Genomic DNA, 19,160 nt, shown 5'->3' on the forward strand with positions numbered 1-19,160 from the left:
ACGTAACACCATGAGAAGCAAAAATATCTTGCACTTCCCATGGAGATAGGTGGGAGTACATGGAAAAATCAACCCTAGACCATAAAGCTTCCGCTTCACTATCTGCCTGCTTCTTCAGACTTGTCATTTCATCTAGCCCAAGCTTCGCTGCCTCTGCCATAGAAGAGCCTAAAATAGCACCTTGACCTGCATCCAGAAAGATGGTTTCCTCTGAACTCAAGCCCCCGCCTGTTTTCTGCCATTGGGATTTCAAGGAGTTGAACTGTTCCATTTGGCGGGCACTCTGAGCAAAAACAGTGGCAGGACCACTCATAATCGGTTTGCCTGTCTTGGCATCTACGACCCGTCCTGTCTTTTCATCAAATACCCAATCTGTTATGTCATGGCTCGTTCCAGCCGTCCAATAAATGGTACCTAAACTCTCATCATACCCACTCCAAGTCGGATCATTGCCTGGACCGAGTGCCACAACATTATCATCTGTTTTTCGATAGTCAATAAATAGACCAGGGTGACTTCTTATAAATTCTTTCTCCTCATCACTCAAAGCACCATAGTGAAACCATGCATTAAAAGTGGTGGTTGGAATGCCGTACTTGGCCCCCACTTTTAGCACATAGGCAGATTGGGAGTAGCCCGATAATTGTGTCACTTGTTTGACGCGTTCATCGTCTAGCACCTCTTGGACAAAGGCATCTGCCACTTGATACTGTGGAGATAGATAATACCCATTATTTCTATTAGGATCTATATCGCCAAATACAGCAGTTACTGCATCAATTGTCATAATATCAGTAGCTGCTGCAACAACCGCCACACTACTATAATCAGGCTCCCCGTCCACAATAGGCGCGACTGCCATTCCGTCAAAACCAGTCCTAGGGTCGGAGCAAGTCTTAACGACTTTGAATTGTTGACCGTCTAAGGTCTGTATCTTATTTTTTTCGTTGGTTAGTAACTCATCATCTGGTTTATCTACGACATGCTGATATTTTTCGCCTTTTTTTATTTTTTTATCAACAAAGTTTGCGTTGACACTATAAACATTCCTACCTCTATTCAAATCATTCAATTGTTGATCTGTATATTGAAATGACATTATTCCACACTCTCCTTACCATCAGAAAATATCACTCTCACATTTCCCCCTGTACTTCCAAAATGTGAAGACAGTATTTCCGATTCTGCTGTATTCACAACTCCTGAGCGGTTTATGGTATCAGATAAGCTATGTCCCAACCCATATTGCACGACCTCTCCATCAGAAAACGTTAATTTGATGAAACAACTCCAATCTCCTGGTGGAACAGAATAGCCTGAACTATCAATCTCAATCTCCTGAATATCCCGATAACTATTCTTCAACGCCTCAACCAAACTAACTTCGTATTCCCGATTCCGTTTTTCTTCCGCTGCTTTTTGCAGCTGACCATTGATACTGAATGCCATAATGATTCCTCCTAAAATGAACAGTAAAATAAGTGCTTTCTTTTTCATACTCCAGCCTCCATGCATTGAGCTACTATCTCTTGTGTATACGACTATCTACTATGCATTATACACCATTTTCTAAGGACTTGCTATAAAAAACATAATAAAAATAGTAATTATTTCTATCGTCTGACACTGCTTAGACAAAGGTAGCTACAGCGATAACCGCAACACTACTATAGTCAGGCTCCCCGTCCACAATAGGCGCAACTGCCATTCCGTCAAAACCTGTCCTAGGGTCGGAGCAAGTCTTAACGACTTTGAATTGTTGATTGTCTCTGGTTTGTATAATATTTATTTCATTAGACAAAAGTTCATTATCTGGTTTTGCTACTAAATGCTGATAATCCTTACCTTCTTTTATTTTTCGATTAACAAAATCGTTATTGACACTATAAACATTTTTTCCAAAATTAAACTCATTAAGTTGCCTATCCGTATAGTTATACGTCATTACTCCATCCTTTCTTCTCCATTTGAATAAATCACCCTCACATTAGAATCAGTTGAACCATCATAGCTGTTTAATATATCAAGTACTTCTCTCTTTGCTGTCGCAGATTTATTAATTTTATCAGAAAGTGTACGTCCCAGCCCATACTGCACAACCTCCCCATCAGAAAATCTTAGTGTGACGGAACAACTCCAATTTCCTGGGGGCACTGAGTAATCGGGGCTACTTAGCTCTATCTCCTGAATATCCCGATAACTGTTCTTCAAAGCCTTAACCAAACTAACTTCGTATTCCCGATTCCGTTTTTCTTCCGCGGCTTTTTGCATTTGACCATTGATACTGAATGCCATAATGATTCCTCCTAAAATGAGCAGTAAAATGAATGCTTTCTTTTTCATACTTTAGCCTCCATACATTGAGCTCCTGTCCAAGGATCGGAATGGATTTTGACGACTTTGAATTGTTGATTGTCAACTTCAAGAATATCTGTTTGATTTTTATTTGACGGAGATTCTATGACTTGAGTTGTCTTGTTTTTTCGCGAAAAGTCCGAATTAACACTATATACACATTTGCCTCTATTTAAACAATTTAGTTGTTTATCGGTATAAGCAAAATCACTCATTGAATCTCCCTCTCTCCATTAGAATATGTGACTTCAATCTTCGTACTTGTCACCCCTTCATGTCTATGAAGACTTTCCCACTGCTGATTGATTTGAATATCTGTACCTCCTTTCATTACTCCTCCATAATTGACTGTATCTCCTAAATCATGATTGATTCCGTAAGAAATTTCTTCTTGGTCAGCAAATGATAATACAACACTACACGACCATATCCTTGGCTTCATAGTATAACGGGGATTACTCAATTTTATCTCTGTAATTCCTTCATATGAATTTTTTAATGCCTTAACCAAACTAACTTCGTATTCCCGATTTCGTTTTTCTTCCGCTGCTTTTTGCATCTGACCATTGATACTGAATGCCATAATGATTCCTCCTAAAATGAACAGTAAAATAAGTGCTTTCCTTTTCATACTTTAGCCTCCATACATTGAGCTACTATCTCTTGTGTATACGCCTATCTACTGTAATTATACACTTTTTTCCAAGTGATTGCTATAAAAACATAATAAAAATAGTGATTAACACTATAAACATTCTTTCCGTTATTCAATACACTCAATTGTCGATCTGTATATTGAAATGACATTACTCAACACTCTCCCTCCCATCAGAAAACAACACTTTTACTTTACTCTGGGTACTTCCTTCATGTTCAGATAATATTTCTGACTCTGCTGTAGTCACAACTCCTGACTTATTTATTTTTAAATACAAACTATGCCTCATTCTATATTCAACTACCTCTCCATCTGAAAAAGATAATTTGACAAAGCAACTCCAATCTCCTGGGGGAACTGAATAATCTGGGCTACTTAGCTCTATCTCCTCAATATCCCGATAACTATTCTTCAACGCCTTAACCAAACTAACTTCGTACTCTCGATTCCGTTTTTCTTCCGCTGCTTTTTGCAGCTGACCATGGATACTGAATGCCATAATGTTTCCTAAAATTATCAGTAAAATGAGTGCTTTCTTTTTCATACTATGCCTCCTTAACTCAATGTTCTGCTATTAGCTGAGTACGTTTACTTATCTTTATTATACACTGTTTTCCATAAGATACCATAAAATGATAGGATGTTCCAGTATTAAGAAGCAACTAAAAACAGGGAATTCGATGAAGAAGTACCAGCTGGGGATTTTCCCAGCTGGTTTTACAGTCGTTACTCAAAATCTCAGACATATTATTTGAATGCGAGCTAAAATCTCGGAAAATAGACGAGCTACCCTAGAAATACGATTTTTTCGGTCATCTCCCTAATTTTCTGTCGATTTTTTAACGCTCTTATATCAGTTTTTAAGTTGCAATCGAATGTCGTCAGTTAAGAAAAAATTAAGGTTTAAGAGTTATACTCTGTCTATCCTAATTAACTTTTCTTTTTCATATCGTCCTTGAGGCTGTACTAGATACTTCATCTAAGCAGTTTCTTGTGACGAAATCTCCTTAAAAGCCCTGTCGCATGACAGGGCTTTACTTTGTTCTTCTGTAATACTTTTCTTAGGTGGTGCGGACGGTAGCGACTTCCTACGGAATTCCATACCTAAATTTTGAGCCCAAAGTCTCAAAATTTCCGAGTAGCGTCATCACCGGTCATGACGCTACTTTCACCACAGCGAAAAGTATCTGATGAGGCTCGCTCCACTCGCGAAAATCGGAAATCGAATGTTACGTTAGTAGGGCTTTTGTTCGTATCCTATTTAAAAATATTGCCCAACTCGACATCCACCTTGTTTTCTTTGACGTCAATGTTGGTAACGGCTAGCAGCGATTTGTAGTTGGCTACATTGCGGGCACCTTTTTGATTTTCCGCAAAGACGGCTACACCTGCTAGGCTACTGTCAAATTCTGACAAGAGGCTAATCATCCCGTTAATAGTTCCACCATTTTTCAAGAAGTCATCGACAATCAGCACACGGCTCCCTGCTTTGAGACTGCGTTTTGAGAGAAACATTTTTTCAATTCGGTCGCTAGAGCCAGACACATAGTTGACAGAGACAGTTGAACCTTCGGTGATTTTTAAATCACGGCGCACGATGACAAAAGGAACGTTTAGGACATTAGCCACCGCATTGGCCAAGGGCACCCCCTTGGTTGCGACCGTCATGACCGCATCAATCTGCTCGTCCTTAAAGCTATTGGCAATGATGCGTCCGACATTTTTCAAGATATGAGGTGTTGACAGCAAATCAGAAGAATAGATGTAGCCACCGGGCAAGATACGGCTACTTTCTGCCATCTGCCTGCGCAATTCTTCTGCGATAGCAAGGGATTCCTCGTCCGAAATCGACGGAGTAAAAATCACACCCCCGCTTGCTCCTGTAATGGTCTCAATCTGACCAATGGCGCTTTCTTCAAAGGCTTTTTTGATAATGGCAATATCCTCTGAAATCGACGATTTAGCAGAGCTATACTTCTCTGCAAACATATTTAAGCTCGTTAATTCATAGGGATGGTTGATGAGATAATGAGAGATGACAACCATTCGTTCACTTCTTCTTAATTTCATAGTGGAATCCTTCTTTGCTTTTTTAATAGTATACCATAAAAAAGGAAAAAACGAACTTTTTTTATCCATTAGCTCGCTTTTTTCGTTTTTTATCCTATTTTCCTTCTATTTTACAGAAGGAAACGCTCGTTCACCGAGACTAAAAGAAGGACGATATTAGTCAATATTCGGTTTGTAGAAGGAGCGATTGTCCATGGCAAAAATACGGTTCGTCATCTCGCCTGGTCCAATCTTGTCTAAGGCGGTTAGCATCATCATCATCTCCGCATCAATATTGTCAATCATATGGAGAATCTCTGCTTCCATAATCTGTGGCCGAACAGGGCTGCCGTATTCTAACAAGCCGTGATGGCTGAGAATGACATGGCGCAGAACGGTCACTTCTTCCCTACTATCATCGATACCAAGCTCTATCAAGACCTTGGTAATCTCCTCATCAATCAGAGAAATGTGCCCAATCAGATTGCCTCGGACGGTGTAGTTGGTATTTTCAAGGCCTGATAATTCAATGACCTTTGCCAAGTCATGCAACATAATCCCTGCAAAGAGCAAGCTCTTATTGAGCTGTGGATAGACATCACCAATCTTATCCGCCAAGCGCACCATGGTCGCCGTATGGAAAGACAGACCGGAGTAAAAGGCATGGTGATTGGTCTTGGCCGCAGGATAGGAGTAAAATTCCTGCTCATATTTTCCATACAAGGCCCGCACAATGCGTTGCCAAACTGCATTTTCGATTTTGAAAATCATCTGGCTGAGATACTTACGTGTGTCTTCCACATCAACAGGCGGCTTTTCCTTGAAATCCGCGGGATTATTAGGCTCACCCGGTTTTGGCAGTCTAAGGATAATCTGATTGACCTGCGGTGTATTGTTGTAGACTTCTCTACGTCCTTGCATGTGGACAACGGTGCCCGCTGTAAAATCTTTGATTTTCCCTGGCTGGGCATCCCAGATTTTCCCTTCGATTTCTCCAGTATCATCTTGGAAGGTCAAGGCAAGGTAATCTTTTCCAGCTCTGGTCTGCCGAATGTCAGCGGTTTTAATGAGGTAAAAGCCTTCAAAAGGCTCATCTTTTTTCATTTGGTTAATTTTCATCTTCGTCCCCTTCCTCTTGGAAATGCAATAGGTTCAACGGTTCTGCATCATCTGGTAATTCGATATGGCGCAAGGTGCGTTCAATCGCATTGGTCCGCCTTGTCAAGAGATCATCTAGGTTACCTGAAGCATGCTGTAAATGGCGCTGCGCTTTCATCAAGACAGTACCAAACTTGCCAAATTCCGACTTGACATTGCCTAAGACCTTACTGATATCATCAGCTGAACGCTGGATATTCAAGGTCTTAAAGCCGACAGATAGCGAATTTAAGAGAGCAGACAAGGTCGAAGGACCTGCCACTACGATATGCTCTGTCCGCCGTAATTCATCAAAGAAAATCGGATTGCGCACAACCTCTGAATATAGCCCTTCTGTCGGTAAAAAGAGAATGCCAAAATTCGTCGTAGCAGGAGGATTGAGATACTTTTGCTGAATATCCTTGGCAAAGCGCTTGACAGAAGCCAAGAGATGTTTGCGGTGCAGCTCAATCTGCTCCTTGTCACCTGCTTCATAGGCTTCTTCTAAACGGTAATAATCCGCTAGCGGAAACTTGGAGTCAATCGGAAGATAGACCGAATCGTCCTTGGTCTGACCGGGTAATTTCACGGCGTATTCGACCCGTTCATTCGAGCCTGCCACCGTAGCAAATTCACGCTCATACTGGGAGGGTGTCAAAATATCTTCAATAATCTGTCCCAGTTGCAGTTCCCCCATGATACCGCGCGTCTTGGTATTGGAGAGGATTTTATTGAGGGCTCCAACATCACGCGCCACCGTCTGCATTTCTCCCAGACCACGATTGACTGATTCCAATTGCTTGGACACCGTTTCAAAAGAGGCCTGTAAGCGCGTCTGCAGGGTCTGCTCCAACTTTTCTTCCACTGTCTGGCGCATTTCTTCCAGCCGTTTTTCATTGGAATCTTGAATGGCCTGCAAACGCTGATCCGCCACGTCACGATGTTGCGTCAAGTGGTGATGGATTTCCTGCCGCAGAGCGGTCAACTGCTGGTAAACCTCCCGCCGCAATTCGGTCATATCCTGATGGAGGGCCTGCTGTTGCACAAAGGTCTGCTGATTTTTTTGATCCAAGAGATAGGTCAGCTGGTCTGACAAGTGATCAGCCGTATCTTCTGATTGCATGTAGAGACGCTTGGCATGCTGCTCTAGGCGAAACAGGCTAGCAACTGCAACCGCTAGTATTATAAAGGCTAGGATATCCGCCATCTTACCTCCTATCGCGACTATAGATAAGCACCATATAACCATTATCTATGATACATTCGATTTCTTTGCCGATAAATTCATTACTGCTATAACATTTTTTGACAAAATAATTGCTTTCATTCAACGGGTATTTGGCATGCGCAATCGTCAAGCGGCTCTCATCTGCCGGCATAAAGGACACGTAGGTCATCCCCTCTATCGGTGAAATCTGATGTAGCCCCGCAGGGTAAAAGCGTACAATATTCCACGCATCAACCAGCTCAATCTGACGCATATAGGGAGCCAAATTAGGCTCGCTGGCCAGAAAAAGATTGCTCATCATATGATCCAGCCGTCCACCAAAGGCCCCATAAACCGTGACCATGGCACTTGGATAGCGAGCAAAAACCGCTTTTAAGGCCAGCTCCAGATCCGTATCATCTTTTTCAGCTGGCGCCTCTACAAAGACAGCCGCAGCTTGGGCGATCTGTTGCCGTTCGCTCACTGTGACCGAGTCAAAATCACCGATAGCCATATCAAGAGGCAAATCATGCTCAAGAAGATAGAGCGACCCCCGATCCACTCCCACATAAAGGTCGTAGGACGATGAAATCCCGTCTATGTCGCCACCTGCAATCAAGGCAATCTTAGTCATGGAGAGCCGCTTTCAAGGCGTTGACATTAGCCTGCAAGTCTCCCTTAAACAGGTAAGAACCTGCCACAAAGACATTTGCCCCTGCTTCCTTGGCAGATAGAATCGTCTTGTTATCAATTCCGCCGTCTACTTCAATGTCAAAGGACAAGCCTTTTGCCTCACGAAGCTGGGCTAAAGCCACAATCTTTTCTGCTACTTCTGGAATGTAGGCTTGCCCACCAAAACCTGGATTGACGGTCATCAAGAGCACTTGGTCCACCAGAGTTAGCACAGGCTCAATCACAACAAGCGGTGTCCCAGGGTTAATCACAACACCCACTTTCATTCCTGCGGCGCGAATTTTTTGTAAAGCCCCATGAAGATGCTTGGTTGCTTCGGCATGAATGGTCACAATATCGGCACCTGCACGCGCAAAATTTTCAATATGCTGCTCGGGATTCGACACCATCAAATGGCAATCAAAGACCAACTTGCTATGCGGGCGCATCGCAGCTACCACATCTGCACCAAAGGAGATATTGGGTACAAAATGTCCGTCCATGATGTCAATATGAATGTAGTCAACACCTGTTGCTTCTAAGCGTTTCAACTCTGCTTCAAAATTCGCATAATCCGCAGCGAGGATGGAAGGGGCAATTTTATAATGTGACATAGGAATTCCAACTTTCTATTTTATTTTTTTGCTTACTTTTTTATAGGTTTCACGCACGTTCTGAATTTCAGTCAAAAACTGCACGTAATTGTCATAGCGGCTTTGGGAAATTTCTTGGTCTTCCACAGCAGGTTTGACTGCACAATCTGGCTCGTGCGTGTGGGTACAGGTCCGAAACTTGCACGATTGGCTTTCTCTGGCAATTTCAGGGAAACAATCCGTGAGGGCTTCTGCTTCTTTAACTTCGTAATCGAGCGATGAAAATCCTGGAGTGTCCGCAATTTTTCCACCATAGACATTGTAGAAGCTGACTGCACGCGTCGTATGGCGACCTCGTCCTAGACTGTCTGAAATGGCTCCCGTTTCCAAGTGCAATTCTGGAGCAATACGATTGAGCAGGGTTGATTTTCCAACACCTGTCTGTCCCATAAATACCGTCACCTTGTCTTTCAAAAGAGGCGTTAATTCCTCCAAGGTATAGACAAAATGATAGCCTATCTTCTCATAGATGGCACGATAAGCATCCAATTCGTCCTGATTTTCTAGCAAATCCAGCTTTGAAATATAGATAATCGGCGTCATCTCTTTCTGCTCTAATAAGACCAAAAAGCGATCCAAGAGATTGGCATTAAAGTCAGGCTCCTTGGCCGACATGATGACTACCGCCTGATCGATATTGACAATCGGTGGCCGCACCAAGCTGTTTTTCCGCTCATGAATCTTGAGGATATAGCCCTCGGACTGCTCCTCTGCGGAAAAATCCACAATATCTCCTACGTAAGGTGTCTGGCCTTTTTTACGAAAATGACCGCGCGCACGCGTCTGATAGATTTGCCCCTCTGACTCTACATAATAGAATCCAGCAAGAGCTTTCATGATAATACCTTGCAAATCTGCTCCTTTTTTGCTTCCTACTCTTTCAGAAACTAGCTGCTAACGACTATTTCACCGAGTATACTTGCCCCTATTATATCAAAAATCGGGCAAAATAGTTGGTTTTTTGGGTGAAAACAGAAATTTAAAGGCAGAGAAATACGGAAAGCATCCTAGACACTTTCCGTTCTCTTCTGATTTGAACTATTTACGAATCGATTAACTGACATTCTAAGGGCAGATGGTCGGAAGGATAAGCGTCTCCTTTCCTTTCTGCTACAATCTCGACACGTTGAATGGCAAATTGACCTGAAACGAAGATGTAGTCAATCTTTTGCAAAACTTTCCCTTCAATTTCTTCTGGGAAATCCTCGTCTATAAAGCTCCCCTTGGGACCCAAACAAGAGGTTGCAGCTACGCTTACATCTGTAAACAGTTGACACAAGATGGGATAAAATGGTTCATCTGGTTCTGCATTCAAATCACCCATCAAAATAACCTCTTGATACGGTTTCGCTTTGACAAATGCAAGTAGCTGCTTAGCAGATTCTTGCCTAGCTAGACAGCTCATATGATCAAAATGGGTGTTGATCACTAAGATTTCTTTTCCTGAGATTTTATCCTTTAGAACTGCCCAAGTGGCAATCCTAAAACAGGCTGCCTTCCAGCTATCCGCTTTTGACATTTTCTGAGGTGTTGGCGAAAGCCAGAAGGTATCGCTCTCCAAACACTTGTATTTGGCTGTACGAAATAAAATCGGATTGTATTCTCCATACTCTTCTGTGTCACGAATCGTGCCTAGCTGTTCAAAGTCTTCAAGCTGGGCAAGGGTTTGCCATTGCTCTTCTGTGACCTCCTGCAATCCTACAATGTCCCAGTTTCGAGAGCAAATCATCTCTAGGATAGCCTCTTTTCGATAGGGCCAATTATGTTCTTTTCTTGCTACTGGCTGGGCATTTTTTATATTATATGTCGCAACGGTAATCATTTGGCACCCCTTACTTCCAACTACGCAGATAAATAGCTTTCATTTCGTCCTTGGTTGGTACAATTGGATTATTGGCTGGACTGCCACTCGCAAAAGCATCCTCACACATTTTATCGAGAGATGCTGTAAATTGCTCTTTTGTCACTCCAAAGTCACTATAGGTCGGTATAGAAAGAATCTGACAAATGTCTTCCAATTGTTGTAAGAAATAAGTGGCTTTCTCCTCATCTGTACCCGTAAACGCAGGGTAAACAGCTTGGGTCAACTCAGCTAATTGCCGGATAATCGCAGGCTTAGAGTAAGCCAATACTTCATGCATAAGGATTGCATTTGAAAAACCATGCGGAATATGGAATAGAGCTCCGATTGGACGTGACATCCCATGAATCAATGTGACAGAAGCATTTGAAAAAGCAATTCCTGCTTTCAAAGCAGCCAAGGCCATCTCTTCTCTTGCCGCTAAGTGATTTCCATCTTGATAGGCCGTCACAATATGGTGCATAATCGCTTTTACTGCCGATAAGGATAATTCCTGCGTCAAGGCATGAGCTTTCCTTGAAATGTAACTCTCAACAGCATGACAAAGAGCATCTAGACCTGTCGCAGCTGTAATAGATGGCGGGCTGGACTGAGTCATTAAGGGATCGATAATTGCAACTTTTGGCAAGAAATTCTTGTCTTTCATCATGTATTTAATCTGTTGTTGCGTATCTGTAATAACGGTGACATCTGTTGCTTCAGCTCCTGTGCCCGCTGTTGTTGGAATCGCAATGACTGGTAAAGGTGAGACCTTGAACTCCTTGGCACTAGCCAAAGCAGGAATCGTCGAGTAGCCATTCCGATACATGACAGAGGCTGCCTTAGCTGTATCAATACAACTACCGCCCCCTAAGGCTATGATGGCTTCAATCGGCTGTCCTTGGTCATACATGAGTGTTAGAACTTGATTAACAATCGCATCAGTCGGCTCACTGGTCACTCCCGAAAAGATTGTCCAACTCCCCTCTAATGTCTGCGTTAGTTTATCTACTAGGCCCAACTTCAGCATGGTTTCATCTGTAATAATCAAAAAGCTGTTTCCATATCCTACAATAGTATCACACGCACTTTTAATCGCATCTTGTCCATAAATTATTTCTTGTGGTAAATATAGTCGTTTCATATTTTCTCCAAGCATCTATTTCTAATATCGCAAAGCGGCTGCCAATTTTTCCGCCTTTTCTTCCAAGGCAGCTTGACTTTGATTGTCTCGGGTCACTTGAGCAAGGCCTGTATTCCACCATGATAGATAATTACCTGTCATTGTTTTAGGTAGCACTTTAATATGGATCAAGCTGGTCTTAGTTTGCTGTTGTGCCTCTTTTAATGCTGTTTTCAATTCTTCAGCGCTACCGACAGTATAGCCTACTGCGCCATAAGCCTGGGCTAATTGAGCAAAGTCAACCGTCATCAACTGCTGGTTGACATCGATAAACTCTGTTCCAAAAGATGGCATTCCGCTTCCCATTTGTAAATTATTGATACAGCCAAAACCAGCATTGTCAAACAAGAGAATCGTAATCTTCTTGCTATATTGCAAACTAGATAATAACTCTGAATGGAGCATGTGAAAACTACCATCGCCTACAAATGCATAAACTTCTTGGTCTGGAGTAGCTATTTTTGCCCCATAAGCACCTGCAATTTCATATCCCATTGTCGAATAACCGTATTCCATGTGGTAAGTGTTCACATCTCTTGCTTCCCACAAACGCTGTAGATCTCCTGGCAATGTTCCTGCTGCTCCTACAATAATGCTATCTTTCGAAATCGACTCATTGATGGTTAAGACTGCACTAGTTTGTGTCAAAGTGGTACCCAAAGCTGCAGCATAGTCAGCTAGATGTTCGGGCGTAAAGTGGCCTGCAATTTCTGGCTGATAATCTGTTGTATCAAAGGTGGTCTGTGAAAGCCGCTTTCTCTCTTCTTGCCACGATTGTTGAATCTGCGCTATTTCTTCTCCATAAGCCGTTTGATAGTCCGCAGCAAGACTAGCCGTAATTTGTTCCAAGGCCCTCTTTGCATCTGCCACGATGGACACCCCATCTAGCTTATAGGCATGTTGACGGGATACATTGATATTTAAAAAGCGGGCACGACTATTAGCAAAACCTGTCTTTGATGAGGTGGTAAAATCCGAATACCGTGTTCCAACACCAATAATCAAATCAGCCTTTTTCATCACCTCATTAGCAGCTGCATTTCCAGTAACTCCTACTCCTCCTAAGTTTAGCGAAAAGTGAGCAACTACTGTCCCCTTCCCAGCCTGCGTTTCTACAATCGGAATCTGGTGCTGTGTAGCAAGCCTCTCAAGGATGCTTCCAGCCCCTGAATAATGCGCACCGCCTCCAACTACGAGGACTGGATAGCGACTGCTCTGAATGAGTTCTACAACCTGAGCAACTTCGCGATCTGTAGCTGCGCGCCGATCTAGATAATGCACACGTTTCTCAAAAAATTCTACCGGAAAATCATAGGCTTCTCCTCCAACATCTTGAGGAAGAGCCAAGGTCACCGGCCCACTTGATTCCGCATCTGTTAAAACTTCAAAAGCACGGAGCAAGGCACTCATCAATTGCTCAGGACGATGGATGCGATCCCAATAGCGCGAAACAGGACGTAGGGCATCATTTGTTGTAATACTAATCCCACTTTTTTGTTCAATCTGTTGCAGAACAGGATCGGGTTGCCGTGTCGCAAAGGTATCTCCCGGCAAAAAGAGAACTGGGAGATGGTTGGCTAGAGCGCATCCAGCAGCCGTAACAAGGTTCGCTGCACCCGGCCCCACAGAAGTCGTTACAGCAAAAATTTGCTTGCGCAAGCTCTGTTTGGCAAAAGCGATTGCAGCATGTGCCATTCCTTGTTCATTCTTTCCCTGATAGATTTCCAAATGTCCAGGATCTTCTGCTAAAGCCTGACCGATTCCTAAGACATTCCCGTGACCAAAGATATGAAAGACACCTTTGACAAAGGGAATTTCTTCTCCATCACTGGAGAGATATTGCTGGTTTAAAAATTTGACCAAGGCCTGAGCGGTCGTTAAACGGATTGTTTTCTTCATCAGTCGTCACCCTCCCCATGTTTGTGTTTGAATGACTTCCTCAATTTCTTGAACTGTTGGCATGGCTTCTGACGAGCTATGACGACTCACAACGATGGCTGATGCAGCACTTGCATACTGGAGGGCAGCCTCAATTCCTTTTTCATGCAACAAGGCATAGATGAAGGCTGCCGCATAGGAATCCCCTGCACCAAAGGTTTTTAAAACTTTGGCCTTATAGGCATAACCTCTCGTCACAGTTCCATTTTTCTCATAGGCATAGGAGCCATCCACACCATGCTTAATGACAATGAGCTCTGGCGAGTGAGCAAAGAGCGATGTGACTGTTGTCTCATTGTCTCCACCTTCTTTGTTTTCCAAAATGTCAAATTCATCCCGTGTGCCAATCACGATTGTAGCCTTTTGTGCAACTAGCTGATAATAAACTGCTGTTTCTGCTAGAGATTGCCAGGTATAGGGACGATAGTCCAGCTCAAAGATGACTGGCACATCTTTTTTTCGGGCAATTTCTACTGCTCTGAGAACAGCTTCTCGAGATGGACTTTGGGCTAAGGCTGTACCTGAAACCAATAAGAACTTGGTCTGCTGGATGTAGTCTTCTGAAATCTCTGTCGCATCCAGATACAGATCCGCTACATCCTCACGATACATCAAGATACTGCATTCTGACGGGCTCTTGATTTCTGTAAAGGCAAGACCACTCTTGTGACCTGCATCATCTGAAATCATCTGAGATACATCCACGCCAGATTTCCTCATAAACTCACGGATAAAACAACCATGCTGATCATCTGATACTTTCCCAATAAAACCGACATTCTCACCAAGTTTTGCTAGTCCAATAGCAATATTAGCTGGTGAGCCACCAACATATTTCTGGAAAGTCACGGTCTCTTCCATCGGTTGATTGTAGTCCACCGCATTTAAATCAATACATGCTCTCCCAAAAGCAATCAACGAAAAGCTCATCTTACCATCTCCTATCTATTTTTTGTCCATTGATGATCCGGATCATCTGTAAATTTCCACACCTTATGCAGGCCAGCCATGATATTTAAATAATAGGATTCATATCCATCTGGCACCCCTACTGGGTGATAGCCTTTGGGCACTAAGACAATGTCTTTGTTATGGCATGAGAGGCTGCTGTCCAGCAAGCGATCATTGGTGTAGACTCGTTGAAATACAAAGCCTTGCGAAGGATTTATTTCATGGTAATAGATCTCTTCTAACAAGGATTCTTGAGGAAGATTATCCTCATCATGTTTATGCGGAGGATAGCTAGAGAAATGTCCGCTGTCTGTGTAGACTTCTACCACCAGTAAACGATCACTGATATCACTAGCATCGGATAACATGGTGTGTACACGCCGTTGGTTTTGATTTTTTCCTCGAAATTCAATCTCAACCTCTGTATGAGGGATTAAGGTGACTGGCTTTTTCACTGTCGTTCTTGATTTTGCCAGTAAAATGCGGCAATCTGTATCTGCTACTAGCCTAGACTGATTCTCGATACCGAGGTAGACACTGTCTGTTGGTTTTTTCTCAAAAACGGATTGTCGAGTGCCAAGATGCAAGAAAGAAGTATCAGAATCAACATATAAACTTGCCTGCCCGCACAAAACAACTGCACAACATTCCTCTTGACCTGTAGCAATCATCAGCTCGGCATCGGCTTTCAACTCATAAACTTCGACTGCCGTATACTGCATCCTGCTATTTTCGTGATTTACATACTGGATGAGCTCCACGCCTTCCGTGACCGGAAAATAGATTGGGCGTTTGATTACTTGCATACTTCGTCCTCCTCGTCTTTCATTCCTACACGAACGGTTTTAATCTCATAGGGCTCTATTGCTATATGGATAGGACCCTCTTGTTTGATACTTATTGGGCGTTCTAACAGATCAACTTCCTGCCACCACTGACTATTCTCAAGCGAAAGTTCGAGGCTCTCTGTTCCTCCGGCATACTCGTGGAATCGAAGGATATAACCCTGTCCATCTTCAGCTTTTTTAAAGGCATCCATAGCTACATGTTCCCCACCTGTCAAGGTCATTTTCGGCATTTCAATAGCTACATCTACAACTAATAAGGAATCATTGATTTCCCAAGCTTCTTTTACTGTTTCTCCCTCAATAAAGTCGCCTTTATGCGGATATAAGCTGTAGGTAAATTGATGACGACCAATATCTGCTGTCGGGTCTGGGTAGATAGCTCCTTTTAACAAACTCAAGCGTAAGGTTTGTCCTTTGACATCGCAACCATATTTGGAATCATTGAGCAGACTCACTCCGTAATCTCTTTGCGATAAATCAACCCATTGATGCACAACAGATTCAAATTTGGCCAATTCCCAGCTAGTATTCCAGTTGGTTGCGCGACGCACATTTCCATATTGAATATCGTAGGTTGCGTAAGTGTTCCGGACATTGACATCAAATTTGACTTTCAGCAATTGCTGGCGTTCTTGCCAATCAACTTCGGTCACAAAGTCAATCCGTTTGGTATGATGATAGAGCCTCATCTCCTGTACTAAGGTTGATCTACCAAAACGATAACAAAATTGAACGCTGTCAAATAAAGGATTTGTCGCCAGCACCTCAATGCGGTCTACCATCAATACACGGTATTTCTCTTGATAGAAAATATCAATATCCCAAGCATCAAAATTCATCGGCTTATCTTCAAATAGTTGGAAAACATTTCCTTTTCCTGCAAGCACTTCTTTTTGACACTCTTTATCGTAAATCCGTGTTAACTGCCCCTCCCCATTCCATTGAATCTGATACCATTCATTTTCAACAGATGACGGATCAAAAATGGCGGCTGCTTGGACTGGCTCACCAGCTGTTGGACTGTCTGATAGTTGTACGATTTCAGACCCATAGGCTGGTAGACGCTCCATCAAGGCATAGGTCTTATCTTGCGCATTGAAGCTAGGCAATGGTTTTCCTTTGGAATCTGTATAGGCAGTTCCTAAAGGTGCTAGTGGTAATTCTAGGATGGAAGTCCGCTCCCAAGTGCTGGTGTTACAAACCGTTACAGCTGTGGAAGCCATCGATACTCCCTTGAGTAATCGATTGCATCTGTCTACGACATCTCCCATTTCTAGGCGATAATCCTGATAAACTTCTTTAATCGATGAACCTGGTATAATATCATGAAATTGATTCCGAAGAACTGTCTCCCATAGAGCATACAATTCTTTTTTCGGATATTTAGTATGCGCTTTCATATCAAGCGATGAGAACAGGTATTCCAACCTACGTAAGAACAATTCACATTGTCGATTGGTCTTTTTCACAAATGCTTGGGAGGTATACGTTCCCCTATGGTATTCTAGGTACAGCTCTCCGTCCCAAGTGTGAACATACTCATCCGTATTCTGGAAGGTTTCTTGCAAAGTAGCAAAATAGTCATCTGTCCGACCATTTTTCACATGCGGCAAGCCAGGTAATTGGTCCATGACTCTGCGTTTCTCTAGCATATCGCGAGTAACACCACCACCGCCGTCTCCAAATCCATAAGAGATGAGCAGATTTTGATTAATATTTTTATCCCGATAAGCTTCATAAACCCCTAAAACCGTTTCAGGTTCTAGCTCACCATTATAGGTGTAGTACCAATTGGACTCCCATTCATTTTCTTCTCCTGGCTCTGGCGTCGTAATAAAATGAGTTAAGACCTCAGAACCATCCAAGCCTTTCCAAATAAAGGTGTCATGAGGCATCCGATTGAACTGATTCCAACTGATTTTTGTGGTCATAAACGTATCGATACCACTCTTTTTCAGAATTTGTGGCAAGACCCACGAATAACCAAAGACATCAGGCAACCAGAGATAGTGGACATCTTTCTGAAATTCATCGCGAATAAATTGTGAACCATGTAAAATCTGTCTAGTCAAGGACTCACCTGACGGAATATTGCAATCGGCTTCGAGCCACATAGCTCCATCAACCTCCCAACGACCTTCTGCCACACGTTCCTTGATTTTTTCAAAGAGCTCTGGATAATCTTCTTTGATAAATTGATAAAGCTGCGGTTGGGTCTGTAAGAAGATATAGTCTGGATACTCTTCCATTAAACGCAGAACGGTCGCAAAACTTCTAACCGCTTTTTCGCGCGTATGCTTTAATCTCCACAACCAGGCCACATCAATGTGAGTATGGCCAACCGTTGTCACCGTAATCGGGCTATCCTTAGGCATGGATTGAAGCTCTGATGTTAGCGAGTGATAGGCACCTTCTACTGATTGATAAAAGGCTCTACTACCAGGCTCTGACCAGTCAATCATTTGGAAGGTCTGATTTAGTAGGGTAGAGTAGCGATGATAGAGCGGGTGATTCTCCCCTAACTCCGCCATTGTCTTGTGGAGCAAATCTGCATGACAAACTAGGCTATCTACTGAACGGTTTAGACGGCACACGGCAGCTTTCCGAAATTCATGTGTCTGAATCTTTTCTTCGCCACCACCCTCTAAACCTGACCACAACTTGAGCGAAACGGTAATAGTCTGATTGCGATACTCAGCCTTTAACTTGACTTCCTTATGATTCGAATCGACTCCCTGATAGATTTCTCGATTAATGAACAAAAGAGATTCAAAACCTGAATTATAACCACCACCAGTATGACCAAAATCCAAGTATAGGTACAAATCATCCTCATTAGGGATGGTGATATCTTGTTGAATCCACAGATAATAATCCCTTCCTTTCCATGTATCTCCTAGCACGAAAGGAGCGCTATTAGCAAATGGGGAAGGAGGGTATTTCTCTTGTTTCGTCTCATCTTCCAACAATTTCCATTCTGGAATAGTCTGAATTGTATGAAAGCGATAATTTTCTAATTCATTGATCCGAGCACGTAGCTTCTCTGTTAGATAAAATAAACTCATTTATTAGCTCCTTGAAACGTTTTCTTTCTTTTTTCCTGCTTCATCAACATGTCCATCACCTTGGTAAAACAAACACTAAACAAAATCCCTAGACATACTGAACGAAAACCATAAGAAGTATAGCCCAATCCTAGAACTAGCACATTGATATACCGCAAGTAAGTCCCAACCGAGTATCTAGGAAAACGATTGTGTAAAATAACCGCAAAGACATCCAAACCAGCTGTCGATGAATTTTCTGATAAACAGCAATAGTAACCTCCAGCAATCAAGAAGACAGCAAGCAGAAAATCCACAGCAAGAACGGTATGGAGGGTGAATGGTAGGTGGTAAAAGACATTGAAAAATAGCAAGTAAAAAACACTGCTGACCATCGACGATAGTAGAAACGAGCGCCCTACAAATAGATAGGCTATGATCAGTAAGGCTAAGGTAAGTCCATTTGTAAAAATCGTAATATCCAGCTGAAAAATACGACTAAAAATCAAGGATAGACTCGTCACCCCGCCATTAATAATATGATTCGGTACCATCAGTTTGGCGTAGGCTAAACCCAGCAAAATATTCCCAAACATTATTTTTAAGATTGATTTTTGCAATCCTG

The 19,160-nt window shown here is 42.7% G+C and carries 20 protein-coding genes; all 20 read right to left on the reverse strand.

Features of this window, described 5'->3' with window-relative positions:
• The coding region (locus E4T82_RS09060; RefSeq protein ID WP_135182513.1) for a hypothetical protein at positions 1-1,099 on the reverse strand (1,099 nt) is incomplete at its 3' end.
• On the reverse strand, positions 1,099-1,497 hold the full coding sequence (locus E4T82_RS09065) for a hypothetical protein (RefSeq protein WP_228065125.1): 399 nt from the start codon (positions 1,495-1,497) through the stop codon (positions 1,099-1,101). The genes E4T82_RS09065 and E4T82_RS09060, both read right to left, overlap by 1 nt.
• Before the next feature lie 133 nt (positions 1,498-1,630).
• Entirely contained in the window at positions 1,631-1,945 is a 315-nt protein-coding gene (locus E4T82_RS09070) for a hypothetical protein (protein WP_135182514.1), read from the reverse strand.
• Positions 1,945-2,343 (reverse strand): hypothetical protein, encoded by a 399-nt coding sequence (locus tag E4T82_RS09075; RefSeq protein ID WP_135182515.1) that lies wholly within the window; start codon positions 2,341-2,343, stop codon positions 1,945-1,947. Before E4T82_RS09075 ends, E4T82_RS09070 begins: the two co-directional genes overlap by 1 nt.
• A complete protein-coding gene (locus E4T82_RS09080) occupies positions 2,340-2,570 on the reverse strand; it encodes a hypothetical protein (protein ID WP_135182516.1) in 231 nt (76 codons plus the stop codon). Before E4T82_RS09080 ends, E4T82_RS09075 begins: the two co-directional genes overlap by 4 nt.
• A complete protein-coding gene (locus E4T82_RS09085; protein ID WP_135182517.1) occupies positions 2,567-2,986 on the reverse strand; it encodes a hypothetical protein in 420 nt (139 codons plus the stop codon). The genes E4T82_RS09080 and E4T82_RS09085 overlap by 4 nt, the downstream gene beginning before the upstream one ends.
• Before the next feature lie 175 nt (positions 2,987-3,161).
• Positions 3,162-3,557, reverse strand: coding sequence for a hypothetical protein (locus tag E4T82_RS09090; RefSeq protein WP_228065126.1), 396 nt, complete (start codon positions 3,555-3,557; stop codon positions 3,162-3,164).
• Between the two features lie 713 nt (positions 3,558-4,270).
• Positions 4,271-5,083: a pur operon repressor gene (gene purR, locus E4T82_RS09095; protein WP_135182518.1), complete on the reverse strand. Its 813-nt coding sequence runs from the start codon at positions 5,081-5,083 to the stop codon at positions 4,271-4,273.
• Positions 5,084-5,239: 156 nt separating this feature from the next.
• Positions 5,240-6,181, reverse strand: coding sequence for a 3'-5' exoribonuclease YhaM family protein (locus E4T82_RS09100; RefSeq protein WP_135182519.1), 942 nt, complete (start codon positions 6,179-6,181; stop codon positions 5,240-5,242).
• Positions 6,171-7,406 (reverse strand): DNA recombination protein RmuC, encoded by a 1,236-nt coding sequence (locus E4T82_RS09105; protein WP_135182520.1) that lies wholly within the window; start codon positions 7,404-7,406, stop codon positions 6,171-6,173. The genes E4T82_RS09100 and E4T82_RS09105 overlap by 11 nt, the downstream gene beginning before the upstream one ends.
• A 1-nt stretch (position 7,407) precedes the next feature.
• On the reverse strand, positions 7,408-8,040 hold the full coding sequence (locus E4T82_RS09110; RefSeq protein WP_135182521.1) for a thiamine diphosphokinase: 633 nt from the start codon (positions 8,038-8,040) through the stop codon (positions 7,408-7,410).
• Positions 8,033-8,692 carry a ribulose-phosphate 3-epimerase gene (gene rpe, locus E4T82_RS09115; RefSeq protein ID WP_135182522.1) on the reverse strand — a complete coding sequence of 220 codons (660 nt, stop codon included), beginning with the start codon at positions 8,690-8,692 and terminating at the stop codon, positions 8,033-8,035. The genes E4T82_RS09110 and rpe overlap by 8 nt, the downstream gene beginning before the upstream one ends.
• A 15-nt stretch (positions 8,693-8,707) precedes the next feature.
• Positions 8,708-9,583, reverse strand: coding sequence for a ribosome small subunit-dependent GTPase A (gene rsgA, locus E4T82_RS09120; protein ID WP_135182523.1), 876 nt, complete (start codon positions 9,581-9,583; stop codon positions 8,708-8,710).
• 190 nt (positions 9,584-9,773) lie between these two features.
• On the reverse strand, positions 9,774-10,553 hold the full coding sequence (locus E4T82_RS09125) for an endonuclease/exonuclease/phosphatase family protein (protein WP_135182524.1): 780 nt from the start codon (positions 10,551-10,553) through the stop codon (positions 9,774-9,776).
• A gap of 10 nt (positions 10,554-10,563) precedes the next feature.
• Entirely contained in the window at positions 10,564-11,715 is a 1,152-nt protein-coding gene (locus tag E4T82_RS09130) for an iron-containing alcohol dehydrogenase (protein WP_135182525.1), read from the reverse strand.
• A 21-nt stretch (positions 11,716-11,736) separates the two neighbouring features.
• On the reverse strand, positions 11,737-13,653 hold the full coding sequence (gene iolD, locus E4T82_RS09135) for a 3D-(3,5/4)-trihydroxycyclohexane-1,2-dione acylhydrolase (decyclizing) (RefSeq protein ID WP_135182526.1): 1,917 nt from the start codon (positions 13,651-13,653) through the stop codon (positions 11,737-11,739).
• Between the two features lie 6 nt (positions 13,654-13,659).
• Positions 13,660-14,622 (reverse strand): 5-dehydro-2-deoxygluconokinase, encoded by a 963-nt coding sequence (gene iolC, locus E4T82_RS09140; protein WP_135182527.1) that lies wholly within the window; start codon positions 14,620-14,622, stop codon positions 13,660-13,662.
• Positions 14,623-14,633: 11 nt separating this feature from the next.
• Entirely contained in the window at positions 14,634-15,449 is an 816-nt protein-coding gene (gene iolB / locus E4T82_RS09145) for a 5-deoxy-glucuronate isomerase (RefSeq protein ID WP_135182528.1), read from the reverse strand.
• On the reverse strand, positions 15,440-18,556 hold the full coding sequence (locus E4T82_RS09150) for an alpha-mannosidase (protein WP_135182529.1): 3,117 nt from the start codon (positions 18,554-18,556) through the stop codon (positions 15,440-15,442). Before E4T82_RS09150 ends, iolB begins: the two co-directional genes overlap by 10 nt.
• Entirely contained in the window at positions 18,553-19,155 is a 603-nt protein-coding gene (locus tag E4T82_RS09155) for a YitT family protein (protein ID WP_135182530.1), read from the reverse strand. Before E4T82_RS09155 ends, E4T82_RS09150 begins: the two co-directional genes overlap by 4 nt.
• Positions 19,156-19,160 lie beyond the last annotated feature (5 nt).

Origin of the sequence: Streptococcus cuniculi (assembly GCF_004570575.1) — a bacterium.
GTDB lineage: Bacteria > Bacillota > Bacilli > Lactobacillales > Streptococcaceae > Streptococcus > Streptococcus cuniculi_A.